Genomic DNA, 12,727 nt, shown 5'->3' with positions numbered 1-12,727 from the left:
GGCGAGGTAGGGGGCGTCAGGCGTGGGTGATCTCGGCCATCTCGAAGTCGGCCTTGGCCGCGCCGCAGTCCGGACAGGACCAGTCGTCGGGGATGTCCTCCCAGCGGGTGCCGGGCGGGAAGCCCTCCTCGGGCCAGCCCTCGGCCTCGTCGTACACGAAGCCGCACACCAGGCACAGCCACTTCCTCGCGGGACGCTCCGCGGTGCTCACAGGCTCTCCAGGCGGTCGAAGTCGATCTTCTCGCGGACGCCGCAGTCGGGGCAGCACCAGTCGTCGGGTACGCCGCTCCAGGGCGTACCGGCGGGGAAGCCCTCCCGGGGGTGGCCGGCGGTCTCGTCGTACACGTAGTCGCACGAAGGGCAGCGGTAGCGGCTCACGCGGCGGCTCCGGAGGCGCCGTCGGGCCGGTCGGTCGCGCCGTAACGGGCAAGCAGCGCCTGCCTCTTGGCGGGCTGGATGTTGGCGTGCGTGACGTCGCCGCCGTAGTGGGCGAGCACGCGGTGGTCCATGACGCGGCGCCACAGCGGCGGGAAGTAGGCGAGGACGATCATCCCCGCGTAGCCGGTGGGCAGTTCGGGGGCGTCGTCGAAATGGCGCAGGGCCTGGTAGCGGCGGGTGGGGTTGGCGTGATGGTCGCTGTGCCGCTGGAGGTGGTAGAGGAAGATGTTCGTGGCGACGTTGTCGCTGTTCCAGCTGTGCCGCGGGGTGCACCGCTCGTACCGGCCGCTCGCGGTGCGCTGCCGCAACAGGCCGTAGTGCTCGGTGTAGTTGATGACCTCGAGCAGGCAGAAGCCGAACACGGCCTGGCCGATCAGATACGGCAGGACGCCCGGCCCGAAGGCGAGCGCGAGGGCGCCGAAGAGGGCGACCGACATCGCCCAGGCGTTGAGGATGTCGTTGCGCGGGGTCCACGGCGACTTCCCCGAGCGGCCCAGCCGCCGCTTCTCGAGCCGCCAGGCCGAGGCGAGACTGCCGCTGACGGTGCGCGGCAGGAACCGCCAGAAGCTCTCGCCGAGCCGGGCGCTCGCCGGGTCGTCGGGGGTGGCCACGCGGACGTGGTGGCCGCGGTTGTGCTCGATGTAGAAGTGCCCGTAGCAGGTCTGCGCGAGTGCCGCCCGGGAGAGCCAGCGCTCCACCGACTCCTTCTTGTGCCCCAGTTCGTGCGCGGTGTTGATGCCGATGCCCGCGACGCCGCCGAGCGTGACCGTCAGGCCGATCCTGCCCGCCAGTGACAGACCGCCGTCCGTGAGCAGCCAGCAGCCGAGGACGAGACCGGCGTACTGCACGGGCAGATAGGCGTAGGTGCACCAGCGGTAGTAGCGGTCCTGCTCCAGCCAGGCCAGCGCGCTGTCCGGCGGGTTGACCGAGTCCTTGCCGATGAGCTGGTCGACGACCGGGAAGATCACATAGAGCAGGATCACGCCCGTCCACCAGAACGCGCCGATCCCGGTGGCCTCCACCAACCCCCAGGAAATGAACGGGAAGGAGGGCACGATCAGGCCGAGCAGCCAGAGATGGCGCTTGGGGTCCCGCCAGGGTGGTGCGTCCGCCGCCGCGGGATCGCTGTGCACGGCCATGACACGGCCTCCTCGCCGTCATGTGGATGGACACTTATCGCGGTTACTGTCCAGCAAGTTGACAGCAGCTAGACGGACCGTCAATACGGTGAGCGGCGATCGATCAAATCGGGCCGGGGCCGGGTGGCTAGAGTGGGGACACGATGAGTCGCTTCCGTGAAAACGTTCGATCCCTGCTGCGCGAACAGGTACTCGACGCCGCCTACGCGCTCGTGGCCGCGGACGGCTGGGGCGTGCTGAGCATGGCCGGAATCGCCCGCGCGGCCGGAGTCAGCCGGCAGACGCTCTACAACGAGTTCGGGGCGAAGGACGCCATCGGGAAGGCCCTCGTACAACGCGAGTTGGAGGGATTCCTGCTCGGCATCCAGCGCGAACTCGACGCCCATCCGGGCGATCTGGAGGGCGCCGCGCGGGCCGGCGTCGGCTACACCCTTCAGCAGGCCGTCGACAACCCGCTGATCAAGGCGATCCTGCTGGCGGCGCGCGGCGGCGAGGACGATCTGCTCGCCTATCTCACCACCCGCCCCGAGCCCGTCTTCGACACGGCGATGGCGATGCTCGACGCGTACGCGATCGACGCCTGGCCCGAGGTCGACGACGCGTCGCGCAGCCTCGCGGTGGAGACGATCGTCCGCCTGACGGTCAGTCATATCGTGCAGCCCGCGCTCTCGCCGGAGGAGTCCGCCGTCCGGATCGCGCGCATCACGACCCGCATCGCCTATCCGGAGGGGCGGGGCTGAGTTCTCCCCGTTCTCCCCGTTCTCGTCGTCGTTCTGGTCGTCGTTCTGGTCCTGCTGGCCGTGCTCGTTGTTCTCGTTGTTCTCGTTGTTTTTGTTCGGACCGGGCGGATTGACGGCGTCCGCGTTTCTGTCCGCCCTACCATCGCCCGCATGCTGCTTCAGAGAATGTCGCGCACAGTCGTGGTCTTCGTCGTGGCGCTCGCCGCCGCCCTCGTCGGAACGGTCGGGGGCGGCACGAGCACGGCGCGGGCCGAGGAAGGCAAACCGCCGGGCGGCCGGCAGCTCCTCTTCTACAACCACGCGTACGGCGTGCTCGACCGGGAGACCGCCGACGCCATCGAACACTCCGACTACCTGAGGGAGTTCGCGAACTTCCAGGTGCGCACCACGACCGGGTCCGACGGACAGACCTGGACCGGGCGCTATCTGATGGGCCGCGAGACCTACCTGGAACTCTTCGGCGTGGGCGATGTGCCCGGCCAGTCCGGTACTCTCGGCTCCACCGGTATGGGCGTCTCCACCGAGCGCGCGGGCGACCGGCCTACCGTCCTGGAACGGCTGAAGGAGCTCGGCGTCACCGAGCCGATCGAATTCCGCCAGACGCGCGACTTCGGCGACGGCGTGCCCGTGCCGTGGTTCGATGCGGTGTTCACCACCGATCAGTACGACGCCTTCAGCGCCTGGGCGATGGAGTACCGCCCGGAGTACTTCGCCGACCCGCGCAGCAACACCGAACCGGCCGACTTCCCTGGTGACGTGGGTCGGGAGCGCTATCTGCCCGATGCCTACCAGGACCACCTGATGCGTGACGTGACCGGCGTCCGGCTCGCCGTCACCGCACGCGACATCGACAACCAGGTGCCGCTGCTGCGGGCCGGCGGTTTCGTCGTCCGCGAGACGGGCAAGGGCGTCGTGGCGACCCGCGGCGGAACGAGGATCCAGCTCGACGCGGTTCCCCGCGAGCGGGCGGGTCTGCGACAGGTCACCTTCGCGCTCAACAAGTCCGTGGACTACCGGCACGAGGAGCGGATCGGCCGCTCCACCCTGGTGGTCGGCAAGGGCGCCGGAGCCGTCTGGACCTTCGACGCCCCGCAGTAGCGGAGCGGCGGCCGGCGCGGGCGCGGGGGGAGCGGCAGGGCATGTTGCGGGTGCACTTCACGTCCGAGGATCTCGCGCGGGTGCGGGTCGCCGCGGGTCCCGACCATCTGTGGGAGATCAGCAACAGCGTACAGACGCTGCAACGACGCGACGGCGCACGGGAGTTCGGCGAGTGGCGGCGATGGGCGCGGCCACGTCTCTCGGAGAGCTGCCGGCTCCTGTCGCCGCTGCTGCCGCCGCACGGGAACTCACCGGACTTCCTGACGCCCGCGCACGGCGACCGCGACACGCTCCAGGCGGCCGTCGACACCCTCGTACGCACACCCCGCAGACGGCTGCGCGCCGATCTGGCCCTGGTGGCCGCGTCGCGCCGACTGCCGCGCTGGACCGAGTCGTTGGCGGTCGGTGACGGCGCGGCGCTGCGCCGCCTGGGGCACGCCCTGCACACGTACCACCTGGAGGCGCTCGCGCCCTTCTGGCGGCGCATCCACGCCCAGGTCGACGCCGACCGCATGCGCAGGCTGCACAGCCTCCTCGGCGGCGGGACCGAGGGACTCCTGGCCGGTCTCGGGCCGCAACTCCGTTGGAAGCCACCGGTATTGGAGGTCGACTATCCGGTGGACCAGGAGCTGCACCTGGACGGCCGCGGGCTCACGCTGCAGCCGTCGTTCTTCTGCTGGCCCACTCCCGTCACCCTCGCCGACGGCGAACTGCCGCCGGTCCTGGTGTATCCGATCGACCACGCGACGGGCTGGACCCACCCCGCCCCCGCCGACCGGCCCGGCGACGACGCCCTGGGGGCGCTCATCGGGCATACCCGCGCCGCCGTGCTCGCCGCCGTCCGCACCGGCTCCTCGACGGTCGAACTCGCCCGGCTCCTGTCGGTCACCCACCCCGCGATCAGCCAGCACATGAAGGTGCTGCGCGCCGCGGGCCTGGTGACCACCGTCCGCAGGGGCGGGCGTTCCTTCCACGTGGCGACGGCCGAAGGGCGTGCGCTGCTGCGCGGCTGCGGGCGCGGCGGGCCGTAAGCCTGAACTTCCATGCGTTGCGCCTGGCATGGCCCTGCCGGGAAGCTGGCCGCGTTGCCGCACCCGCGTCCCCCCTCCGTGTCGTGCGTCAACACACGGCCCCGCGCAGGGAGTTGCCCCGTCGAACGCGACTGCGCGGGGCGGGCGGACGGCCGCGTGGGCGGCGGGGGACGCAACGGCGACCCAGTACCGGTACCGTCCCCCCACCTCAGGAGCCCTCATGCGCAAGAGACTTGCGGCCGGCGCCATGGCCGTCGCGGCGGTCGGCGCCCTCGTCACCCCGGCCGCCGCCCTGCCAGAGCCCGGGGACCCCCGGCCGGTGTCGGTGCTCGACCACGGCTCGCGGGCCGGCACGGCGGTCGTCAGCGGCCAGAACGAGCCCGGAACCCGGATCAGCGTCGACGGCGTACGCACGGCCGGCGTGCACACCCTGCCGGTCGACTACCAGGTCCAGGAGACCGGCTACTGGTGCGGGCCCGCCGCGACCCGCATCGCGCTCTCCGCCCGCATCGCCCCGCCCAGCCAGGGCGCACTGGCCGCCCAGCTCGGTACCACCGAGGCGGGCACGGACCACATCAGCCAGGTGACCGGCGTACTCAACGCGAACCTCGGCACGGGCTGGTACGAGACCAAGGAGATGCCGGACGACCCGCCCAACCAGGCCCAGAAGGACCTGCTGTGGCGCGACATCGTCCTGGACATCGACAACAACTACCCGCTCGTCGCCAACATCGTCGCCCCGCCCGGCAACCAGCCGCCCGGCTACCCGCCGGACCAGACGATCTACCACTACTTCACGGTCATCGGTTACGACGACGCGAACCGTACGGTCCTCATCGCCGACCCGGCGTCCTTCGGCGGCAACCAGATCTACTGGCTCTCCTTCGACCAACTCGCCTCCCTGATCCCGCCGAAGGGTTACGCGGCATAACCGGTGAAGGCCTACGGGGCCGTGGAAGTGTGGCTAGGGTGCCGGGCATGAGCGACGCCGTGCCCGGCCGAGGCCGGAGCGGAGGACCCGAGTGAGCCGCCCGGCGAGGGAGGCCGCCGTCCGCGTCGAGGACGCCTTCGCCGCGCTGCCCGCGGGGCCGCGGACCGTCACCATGCTCGACGGCTGCCTCCGCTCGGTGGGCCGACTCGACTACCAGGTCTGCCATCCCTGCCGGCTCGGCTACATCGGCAACATCGCCGTCGCCGCCCACTGGCAGGGCCAGGGCCTGGCCCGCCGGGCCCTGCACATCGCCCTCACCGGTCGCACGGGCTACAGCTGGTCCACCTCACGGCAGTCGTCCGACGGGCGGCGCTTCTTCGCCGCCATGACGGACGAGACGGAGCTGGCCTTCCCGCCGACCGGTGTGCGGTGCCCGCACATGGCGGATCACGGCGCCTCGTCGTAGCGGGCACGGGCGGGGAGCACATCGGCGTCGCCCGCCGCGAGCACCTCGCGGGCCAGGGCGAGCAGGTCCGCTGCGGCCGAATGCCCCGGGCCCTCGCGCCAGGCGCAGAGGACGGGGACGGCCGGAGCGTCCGCCAGCGGCCGGTGCACCAGCGAGGGGTGCACGTGGTTGCTCGGGGTGGCCGAGGTGGAGACCCCCACCGGCGGCTCGGCCTTCGCAGCTCTGCTGTTCCCCCGGGCCGGAGCGCTCGGGACGGTCGCGCTGCGGGTGACGTTCGCCGCGCTGCCGCTGCTCGTGATCACCCGGCCCCGGCCGCGCGGGTACTCGCGCGGCGACTGGGCGGTGGTCGCCGGGTTCGGGGCGGCGCTCGGCGGCATGAACATCCTCTCCCGCCAGGCGATCGACCGGATCGCGCTCGGCCCGGCGGTCACCCTCGAAGTGCTGGGACCGCTGCTGCTCTCCGTCGTCGCCTCGCGTCGCGCCGCCCGCCTGCTGTGGGCCGGGCTCGCGCCGGCCGGGGTCGCTCTCCTCGGCCGGGGCGGGCTCGGCGACCTGAACGCGTCCGGCGTGGCCTTCGCCCTCGGCGCCGGCGCGATGTGGGCGGCGTACATCCTGCTCAACGCCCGTGCGGGGGCCCGCTGTCCCCGGCTCGACGGGCCGGCCATCGCGATGACCTTCGCCACTCTGGTCAGCCTCCCGCCCGGCATCGGCTCTTCCGGCGGGACGCTTCTCGAACCGGGAGTGCTCGGGCCGGGGCTCGCGATCGCCGTGATGAGCTCGGGAGTGCCGTACGCCCTGGAACTGCTCGCCCGGCGCAGGCCGCCCGCGGCGACCTTCGCCGTCCTGACGAGCCTCGCCCCGGCGGTCGCCGCGCTCGCCGGCCATCTGGTGCTCGGCCAAGGGCTCTCGGCGACGCAGTACGGCGCGATCGCGATGGTCGTCGCGGCGGGCGCGGGAGCGGTACGGATGAGCAGCCGCTGACGGTGTCGGTCAGGGCCGCGGCAGCCCCGTGAGGCCCAGCCCGTCCGCCAGGTGGTGCCGGGCGAAGGCGGACGCGTCCTCGGCGTCCAGCGTCCCCGCGTCCACGGTCAGCACCCGCCACGGCGTCCCCGCGAGCAGCCGACGGGTGAGGTCCGCCTCGAAGCGCAGGTGCGCGGCGGCCGAATCGAGGTCACGGACCGTCCGGGTACCGGGCGACGCGGCGAGCTTCCCCACGTACCAGTCCGCCCAGTCGGCGCCCTCCCGTTCGACCGCGCGCCGCAGGGCCGCCGCCGGATCGTCGTGCACATAGACCACCGTGACCTCGGCGGGCTCCACGGCGGCGGCCAGCTCGGCGACGATGCCGACGAGGGCCGGTTCTTCGTGGCCCCACGCGACCAGCGACGGGACGAACGGCAGCAGCGCGTCCGTCACCAGATAGTCCCGCCCCGCCGCGAGCGACTCGTCGACGTACGCACGCGTGCAGTCGACCAGCGTCGCGGGCCGCACGGACGCCGCCCCGCCCGCGAACTCCTCGGCCACGGGCCGGAACGCCGGACGCGTGAGGATCTCCGGCTCCTCGAAGTGGTCGACCGACGCACCGGCGCGACCGAGCCACTCGGCCAGCGCACGGCACAGGGTCGACTTGCCGACACCCGGGCTGCTCCCGATGACGGAGACGAGACGCAGAGTCATGACGGCAGTCTCGCATCCGCTGTGCGGGGGCAGTTGAGTCTCCCCCGGGGGGAGAGGAGAGGCTGGGGCCATGGACGGCGACACCTGCTACTCGATCGGCGAACTCGCCCGGCGCACCGGGCTCACGGTCAAGGCCATCCGCTTCTACGCGGACTCCGGGATCGTGCCGCCGACGTACCGCACACCGGCGGGCTACCGGCGCTTCGGGATCGACGCCGTGGCCCGCCTCGACCTCGTACGCACCCTGCGGGAACTCGGTCTCGACCTGCCCACCGTCCGCAAGGTCGTGGACCGGGAGGCCCCGCTCCCCGACGTCGCGGCGGCGCACGCCGAAGCACTGGACGTGCAGATCCGGACGCTGCGGCTGCGCCGGGCCGTGCTGACCGCCGTCGCCCGACGGGGTTCCACACCTGAGGAGTTGGATCTGATGCACCGTCTCGCCAAGCTCTCCGAGGACGAACGCCGCCGACTGGTCGACGACTTCCTCGGCGCCGTCTTCGAGGGCCTGCACGCCCACCCCCAGTTCCTGGCGGTCATCCGCAATCTGACCCCCGAACTGCCCGACGACCCCGACGCGGAGCAGGTCGTGGCCTGGGTGGAGCTCGCCGAACTGCTCCAGGACCCCGGATTCCGCCGGAGCATGCAGGTGATGGCCGAGGACCAGGCGGCCGATCGTGCCCCGGACGACGGCTCGGGGCTGCCGCGCCTCCTCGCGGAAGCGGCGCGTCCCTTGGTGGAACAGGCCCTGTCCCAGGGCGTCGACCCGTCCGCACGCGCCGCGGACCCGATCGTCGCGGCGCTCATGGACCACTACGCGCGCATCACCGGCCGCCCCGACGACGAGGCGTCGCGCCGACACCTCGTGCACCGTCTGGAGAGCATGAACGATCCGCGCAGGGACCGGTATCTGCGGCTCCTCGCGGTGGTCAACGGCTGGCCCGCCCCTCAGAGCCTGGCGCCGGTGCTCGACTGGGCGGTGCGGGCCCTGCGCACGAGGGGCGGGGCGGCGGCCGGCTGACCGGTCAATCCCCCTGGCGGGGGAGCCGGTTCACCCGTGCCGGGGTTCTGGGGGGTCCGCTCCCGTGGCTTCACTGGTCGCATGACCCACACTCACCGCACCCGTACCGGCGTGACCCTCGCCGTCCTCGGCCTGCTGACCCTTCCCTTGGCCGCCGATCCCCTGCCGGGCGGCGCGGCCCCGGCAGCGGCGGCCACCGCGGGGCAGCCGCAGGCCGCGGACATCCGCGACCGCATCGAGGCCGTCCCCGGAATGCGGGTCACGGCCGAGAAGCCCGCGGCGTCCGGCGAACGCCACTTCGAGCTGAGCTACCGGCAGCCCGTGGACCACCGGCACCCCTCGCGCGGGACGTTCCGGCAGCGGCTGCGGCTCGTGCACAAGTCCACCGACCGGCCCATGGTGCTGTACACCTCCGGATACGGCCTCGTCACCGACCCCGGCTTCCGGTCCGAGCCCACGACGCTGGTGGACGGCAACGAGATCGTCACCGAGCAGCGGTTCTTCGGCGAGTCGAGGCCGCGGCCCGAGGACTGGTCGAAGCTGGACATCTGGCAGGCGGCGAGCGACCACCACCGCCTGATCCGGGCGCTCAAGCCGCTGTACGACGCCCGCTGGATCTCCACGGGCGGCAGCAAGGGCGGCATGGCCTCCGTCTACCACCGGCGCTTCTACCCCGGGGACGTGGACGGCACGGTCGTCTACGCGGCCCCCAACAACGTGGACGACCGTGACGACAGCGCGTACGACGCGTTCATGGAGCGCGTCGGGACACCCGCCTGCCGCGACGCCGTGAAGGCCGTGCAGCGTACGGCACTGGAACGGCGGGACGAGCTGGTCGACCGCTATACGCAGTGGGCGGCCGACAAGGGGCACACCTTCGAGATCATCGGCAGCGCCGACAAGGCGTACGAGCTGGCCGTGATCCGCGCCGGGTCCATGTACTGGCAGTACGGGGACGGCACCTGCGCCGGCGTACCGGCGCCCACGGCCCCGTCACCCGAGCTGTACGCCTGGCTCGACAAGACGTCCGGCCTCGCGAACTACACGGACACGACGCTCAGACCCCTGACGCCCTACTTCCATCAGCTGGGCACCGAGCTCGGATACCCGCAGTACGGCACCCCGCACCTCGCCGGCCTGCTGCGCCATCCCGGCATCCAGGCCGTGCGGACCTATGTGCCCCGCGACATCCCGCTCCGCTTCCGGCCGCACGCCATGGCCGACATCGACCGCTGGGTGCGCGAGGACGGCGGCCGCATCCTCTTCGTGTACGGCGAGAACGACGTGGCGACCGCCGAACGGTTCCGGCTCGGCGCGGGCAGCCGGGACGCGTACGTCTATGTCGCGCCGGACACGAACCACCGGGCACGCATCGCGTCACTCGGGGCGAAGGACGCGAACCGGGCGAAGGCGACGGTGTCCCGGTGGGCCGGGCGGTGACCCCGGTCCGCAGCACGTCACCCACAGCGCGTAAGGTCGCGGATCGGCCGTCCGAGGCCGAACCGACAGAACCGAAACACACCGTCCCCGAGCAAGGAGCCGCTGGTCATGCCAGCCAATGACGCTGTTCAGGCGCCGATCTACCACACCCTCGTCCAGGAGCACGGCGATGTCGTCGCGACGGCCCGCCAGGCCGCCGAGGAGATCCAGCAGAGAGCCGAGGACGTCCTGGACTTCAGGGGCCCCATCTCGGGCGCGCCCATCGGTGGACCCGCGTCGTAGGGATGCGTGGGGAGGGGCACGCTTATGGGCGCGTGCGTGCCCTCCCTGCATGTGTGGCTGCTCCGGGGCGGCCATGAAGACGTCTTCGCTCACGGAATTGCCCTTCTCCCGGATGGCGGTTACATGGAGGTGTACGGGTAAATCCGGCTTTTCGGGTTGAACGTACGTCCGGCACCGAGCAGCCGCACCCGGATCGTCAGGGGAAGACATGACCGTGCGCCGCCTGACCACCGAAGAGTCGTACTGGACGGCGAGCGCGCCCGGCAGCCGCCTTCCGGCGCTCGACGAGGACCTCACCGCCGACGTCGTGGTCATCGGCGGCGGCATCGCCGGACTCTGCACCGCCTGGGAGCTGGTCCGCTCCGGCCTGGACGTCGTCGTCCTGGAGGCCGACCGGATCGCCGCGGGAGTCAGCGGCTCCACCACCGCCAAGCTGACCGCCGCGCACGGACTTCTGTACGCGCATGTGGAGGCGCGGCAGGGCGCCGACGCGGCCGGGCTGTACGCGCTCGCCCAACAGGACGCCGTGGACCGCACCGCCGCCCTGTGCGCGGAGCTGTCCGTCGACGCGGACCTGGAACGCGCCGACGCCTTCACCTACGTACAGGACCCGACTCGCGTCGACGAGATCAAGGAGGAGGCGGCGGCAGCGCGGCGCGCCGGGCTCGACGCGTCCTTCGTGACCGACACGGAACTCCCCTTCGACATCGCAGGCGCGGTCCGCGTCGCGGGTCAACTCCAGTTCCACCCGCGGAAGTTCCTGCTCGCGCTGGCCGAGCACATCACCAGGGGCGGCGGCCGGATCTACGAGCGTTCCCGTGTCACCGGGCTGCACGACGGCCACCGCTGCCGTGTGACCGCCGAGAGCGGCGCGACCGTCCAGTCGGACGACGCGGTCATCGCCACGCACTACCCCGTCTTCGACCACAGCACGCTCTTCACCCTGCTCACACCCCGGCGCGAGCTGGTGATCGCCGCGCCGGTACCGGCGGACGCGGCACCCGCGGGCATGTACCTCACTCCGGAACACCGGATCCGCTCGCTGCGCAGCGCCCCGTACGACGAAGGGCGACGGCTGCTCATCGTCACGGGCGAGGCCTTCGCACCGGGCGCGGGCGACGTCCAAGGGCGCTTCGGCCGGCTCGACGCCTGGGCGCGGGAGCACCTGCCGCACTTCGCGGAGGCGGACACCGGCTACCGCTGGGCGGCGCAGGACAACGACTCGGCCGACCGGCTCCCGTACGTCGGCCACGCGCACCCCGGCACCCAGCACGTCTACGTCGCCACCGGCTTCGGCGGCTGGGGCATGAGCAACGGCGTCATGGCGGGGCGGCTGCTCGCCGCGCACATCGTCGGCGGGCCGCGGCCCGCCTGGACCGAGCTGTTCGACCCGCGCCGGCTGCCGCCGGTCCGCGACACGGGGCACATCGCCGCCCACCAGGCAGCTGTGGCCAAGCGCTTCGTCGGCGACCGGCTGCACACCAGCCACGTCGACGCGGTGACCGACATCCCGCCGGGCAGCGGGGCCGTCGTACGCCTGGACGGCGGGCGGTACGCGGTCTACCGCGACGAGGACGGGCACGTCAGCGCGGTCTCCGCGCGCTGCACCCACCTCGGCTGCCTGGTGCACTTCGACAACGCCGAGCGGGTCTGGGAGTGCCCCTGCCACGGCTCCCGTTTCGCGACGGACGGCTCGGTGCTCGAGGGCCCGGCGACGCGCCCGCTGGAGCGGCGGGAGGCTCCGGAGCCGGGCTAGGAGTCAGCGCAGGTCGAGCCGCATCAGGACCCGGGGATGACCGGACAGCACCGAGGTGGTGTCGGCGGCGTACGTGAAGCCGGCGCGCTCGAAGTTCTTCCGGAGCCCCGGATACGCCATCGTCAGGTCGACCTTGGCACCGTCGTTGTCGAGGGGGTACGCCTCGATCGCCGGTGCGCCCTGGGAGCGGGCGAACTCCACTGCGCCCGCGATGAGGGCGTGCGAGATCCCCTGCTTGCGGTGACCGGGCCGCACCCGGATGCACCACAGCGACCAGACCGGCAGGTCGTCGACGTGCGGGATCTTCCGGTTGCGGGCGAAGGACGTGTCCGAGCGCGGGGCCACGGCGGCCCATCCGACCGGCTCGTCGCCGTCGTAGGCCAGCACCCCGAGCGGCGGACCCGTGCGGCACAGCTCGGCGACGTACTCGCCGCGGGCGGGGCCGCGAAGCTCGTTGTTGAGCTTGGACGGGATCCGGTGGCTCAGACACCAACAGACGCTGGCGTCGGGCGACTTCGGGCCGACCAGGGCGCGGATGTCCGCGAAGACGGCGGCGGGGCGAACGTCGATGGGCATGGCGTCACGATGCCATGGCGCGCCGCTGGAGCGCGGCTCGTGCGGGTCCCTGCGGGCCGTGGCGTACGGCGGCCCGCGGACCGACGCCCGGTGACGCCCGGTGACGCCCGCGATGATTTGACCCTGACGCAGGGGCAG

16 protein-coding genes are annotated in these 12,727 nt (G+C 72.3%); 10 read left to right on the top strand and 6 right to left on the bottom strand.

Features of this window, described 5'->3' with window-relative positions; translation table 11 throughout:
* Window positions 1–16: 16 nt before the first annotated feature.
* The 3 genes from ACIBKX_RS25280 to ACIBKX_RS25270 are packed head-to-tail and all read right to left on the bottom strand — an operon-like array spanning window position 17 to window position 1,577.
* On the bottom strand, window positions 17–211 hold the full coding sequence (locus ACIBKX_RS25280; protein ID WP_363273173.1) for a rubredoxin: 195 nt from the start codon (window positions 209–211) through the stop codon (window positions 17–19).
* Window positions 208–378 carry a rubredoxin gene (locus ACIBKX_RS25275; RefSeq protein ID WP_363273172.1) on the bottom strand — a complete coding sequence of 57 codons (171 nt, stop codon included), beginning with the start codon at window positions 376–378 and terminating at the stop codon, window positions 208–210. Before ACIBKX_RS25275 ends, ACIBKX_RS25280 begins: the two co-directional genes overlap by 4 nt.
* On the bottom strand, window positions 375–1,577 hold the full coding sequence (locus ACIBKX_RS25270; RefSeq protein ID WP_363273171.1) for an alkane 1-monooxygenase: 1,203 nt from the start codon (window positions 1,575–1,577) through the stop codon (window positions 375–377). Before ACIBKX_RS25270 ends, ACIBKX_RS25275 begins: the two co-directional genes overlap by 4 nt.
* A 143-nt stretch (window positions 1,578–1,720) precedes the next feature.
* On the opposite strand from ACIBKX_RS25270, the gene ACIBKX_RS25265 reads away from it, so the two are divergent.
* The 5 genes from ACIBKX_RS25265 (at window position 1,721) to ACIBKX_RS25245 (ending at window position 5,843) form a co-directional block, all read left to right on the top strand.
* Window positions 1,721–2,317, top strand: a complete 597-nt coding sequence (locus ACIBKX_RS25265; RefSeq protein WP_363273170.1) for a TetR family transcriptional regulator — start codon at window positions 1,721–1,723, stop codon at window positions 2,315–2,317.
* Between the two features lie 150 nt (window positions 2,318–2,467).
* Window positions 2,468–3,415 carry a DUF5829 family protein gene (locus tag ACIBKX_RS25260; protein ID WP_363273169.1) on the top strand — a complete coding sequence of 316 codons (948 nt, stop codon included), beginning with the start codon at window positions 2,468–2,470 and terminating at the stop codon, window positions 3,413–3,415.
* A gap of 41 nt (window positions 3,416–3,456) precedes the next feature.
* Complete coding sequence (locus ACIBKX_RS25255; protein WP_363273168.1) at window positions 3,457–4,446, top strand: helix-turn-helix domain-containing protein; 990 nt, start codon at window positions 3,457–3,459, stop codon at window positions 4,444–4,446.
* Window positions 4,447–4,666: 220 nt separating this feature from the next.
* Window positions 4,667–5,377, top strand: a complete 711-nt coding sequence (locus tag ACIBKX_RS25250; protein ID WP_363273167.1) for a C39 family peptidase — start codon at window positions 4,667–4,669, stop codon at window positions 5,375–5,377.
* A gap of 91 nt (window positions 5,378–5,468) precedes the next feature.
* Window positions 5,469–5,843 (top strand): N-acetyltransferase, encoded by a 375-nt coding sequence (locus ACIBKX_RS25245; RefSeq protein WP_363273166.1) that lies wholly within the window; start codon window positions 5,469–5,471, stop codon window positions 5,841–5,843.
* Here the strand turns inward: ACIBKX_RS25245 and ACIBKX_RS25240 are convergent.
* Window positions 5,825–6,043: a hypothetical protein gene (locus ACIBKX_RS25240; RefSeq protein WP_363273164.1), complete on the bottom strand. Its 219-nt coding sequence runs from the start codon at window positions 6,041–6,043 to the stop codon at window positions 5,825–5,827. The two genes, ACIBKX_RS25245 and ACIBKX_RS25240, sit on opposite strands and share 19 nt — an antisense overlap.
* On the opposite strand from ACIBKX_RS25240, the gene ACIBKX_RS25235 reads away from it, so the two are divergent.
* Window positions 6,030–6,824, top strand: a complete 795-nt coding sequence (locus tag ACIBKX_RS25235) for an EamA family transporter (RefSeq protein WP_363273162.1) — start codon at window positions 6,030–6,032, stop codon at window positions 6,822–6,824. The two genes, ACIBKX_RS25240 and ACIBKX_RS25235, sit on opposite strands and share 14 nt — an antisense overlap.
* Window positions 6,825–6,833: 9 nt before the next feature.
* Here the strand turns inward: ACIBKX_RS25235 and ACIBKX_RS25230 are convergent, their stop codons facing one another.
* On the bottom strand, window positions 6,834–7,517 hold the full coding sequence (locus tag ACIBKX_RS25230; RefSeq protein WP_363273161.1) for a hypothetical protein: 684 nt from the start codon (window positions 7,515–7,517) through the stop codon (window positions 6,834–6,836).
* A 70-nt stretch (window positions 7,518–7,587) separates the two neighbouring features.
* Here ACIBKX_RS25230 and ACIBKX_RS25225 point away from each other — a divergent pair, with 70 nt between their 5' ends.
* The 4 genes from ACIBKX_RS25225 to ACIBKX_RS25210 all read left to right on the top strand — a co-directional run bounded on the left by ACIBKX_RS25225 (window position 7,588) and on the right by ACIBKX_RS25210 (window position 12,013).
* Window positions 7,588–8,535 carry a MerR family transcriptional regulator gene (locus ACIBKX_RS25225; RefSeq protein WP_363273160.1) on the top strand — a complete coding sequence of 316 codons (948 nt, stop codon included), beginning with the start codon at window positions 7,588–7,590 and terminating at the stop codon, window positions 8,533–8,535.
* An 81-nt stretch (window positions 8,536–8,616) separates the two neighbouring features.
* Window positions 8,617–9,975: a S28 family serine protease gene (locus tag ACIBKX_RS25220; RefSeq protein WP_363273159.1), complete on the top strand. Its 1,359-nt coding sequence runs from the start codon at window positions 8,617–8,619 to the stop codon at window positions 9,973–9,975.
* A gap of 108 nt (window positions 9,976–10,083) precedes the next feature.
* Window positions 10,084–10,257 carry a hypothetical protein gene (locus ACIBKX_RS25215; RefSeq protein WP_363273157.1) on the top strand — a complete coding sequence of 58 codons (174 nt, stop codon included), beginning with the start codon at window positions 10,084–10,086 and terminating at the stop codon, window positions 10,255–10,257.
* Window positions 10,258–10,465: 208 nt separating this feature from the next.
* On the top strand, window positions 10,466–12,013 hold the full coding sequence (locus ACIBKX_RS25210) for an FAD-dependent oxidoreductase (RefSeq protein ID WP_363273156.1): 1,548 nt from the start codon (window positions 10,466–10,468) through the stop codon (window positions 12,011–12,013).
* A 3-nt stretch (window positions 12,014–12,016) separates the two neighbouring features.
* Here ACIBKX_RS25210 and ACIBKX_RS25205 read toward each other — a convergent pair whose 3' ends face one another.
* The gene (locus tag ACIBKX_RS25205; protein ID WP_363273155.1) at window positions 12,017–12,589 is read right to left on the bottom strand and encodes a GNAT family N-acetyltransferase; all 573 of its coding nucleotides are present in this window, start codon (window positions 12,587–12,589) and stop codon (window positions 12,017–12,019) included.
* Between the last annotated feature and the right edge of the window lie 138 nt (window positions 12,590–12,727).

Origin of the sequence: Streptomyces sp. NPDC050658, assembly GCF_044457025.1 — a bacterium.
Classification (GTDB): Bacteria; Actinomycetota; Actinomycetes; order Streptomycetales; family Streptomycetaceae; genus Streptomyces.
The sequence above is the reverse complement of the archived record's forward strand: the minus strand, read 5'-3'. Positions and strand labels throughout refer to the sequence as shown.

Excerpts from the sequence above, each read along its gene's own strand:
- ACIBKX_RS25270 (WP_363273171.1), bottom strand. The coding sequence starts at position 1,577 with ATGGCCGTGCACAGCGATCCCGCGGCGGCGGACGCACCACCCTGGCGG.
- ACIBKX_RS25265 (WP_363273170.1), top strand. The coding sequence starts at position 1,721 with ATGAGTCGCTTCCGTGAAAACGTTCGATCCCTGCTGCGCGAACAGGTA.
- ACIBKX_RS25260 (WP_363273169.1), top strand. The coding sequence starts at position 2,468 with ATGCTGCTTCAGAGAATGTCGCGCACAGTCGTGGTCTTCGTCGTGGCG.
- ACIBKX_RS25255 (WP_363273168.1), top strand. The coding sequence starts at position 3,457 with ATGTTGCGGGTGCACTTCACGTCCGAGGATCTCGCGCGGGTGCGGGTC.
- ACIBKX_RS25250 (WP_363273167.1), top strand. The coding sequence starts at position 4,667 with ATGCGCAAGAGACTTGCGGCCGGCGCCATGGCCGTCGCGGCGGTCGGC.
- ACIBKX_RS25230 (WP_363273161.1), bottom strand. The coding sequence starts at position 7,517 with ATGACTCTGCGTCTCGTCTCCGTCATCGGGAGCAGCCCGGGTGTCGGC.
- ACIBKX_RS25225 (WP_363273160.1), top strand. The coding sequence starts at position 7,588 with ATGGACGGCGACACCTGCTACTCGATCGGCGAACTCGCCCGGCGCACC.
- ACIBKX_RS25220 (WP_363273159.1), top strand. The coding sequence starts at position 8,617 with ATGACCCACACTCACCGCACCCGTACCGGCGTGACCCTCGCCGTCCTC.
- ACIBKX_RS25215 (WP_363273157.1), top strand. The coding sequence starts at position 10,084 with ATGCCAGCCAATGACGCTGTTCAGGCGCCGATCTACCACACCCTCGTC.
- ACIBKX_RS25210 (WP_363273156.1), top strand. The coding sequence starts at position 10,466 with ATGACCGTGCGCCGCCTGACCACCGAAGAGTCGTACTGGACGGCGAGC.
- ACIBKX_RS25205 (WP_363273155.1), bottom strand. The coding sequence starts at position 12,589 with ATGCCCATCGACGTTCGCCCCGCCGCCGTCTTCGCGGACATCCGCGCC.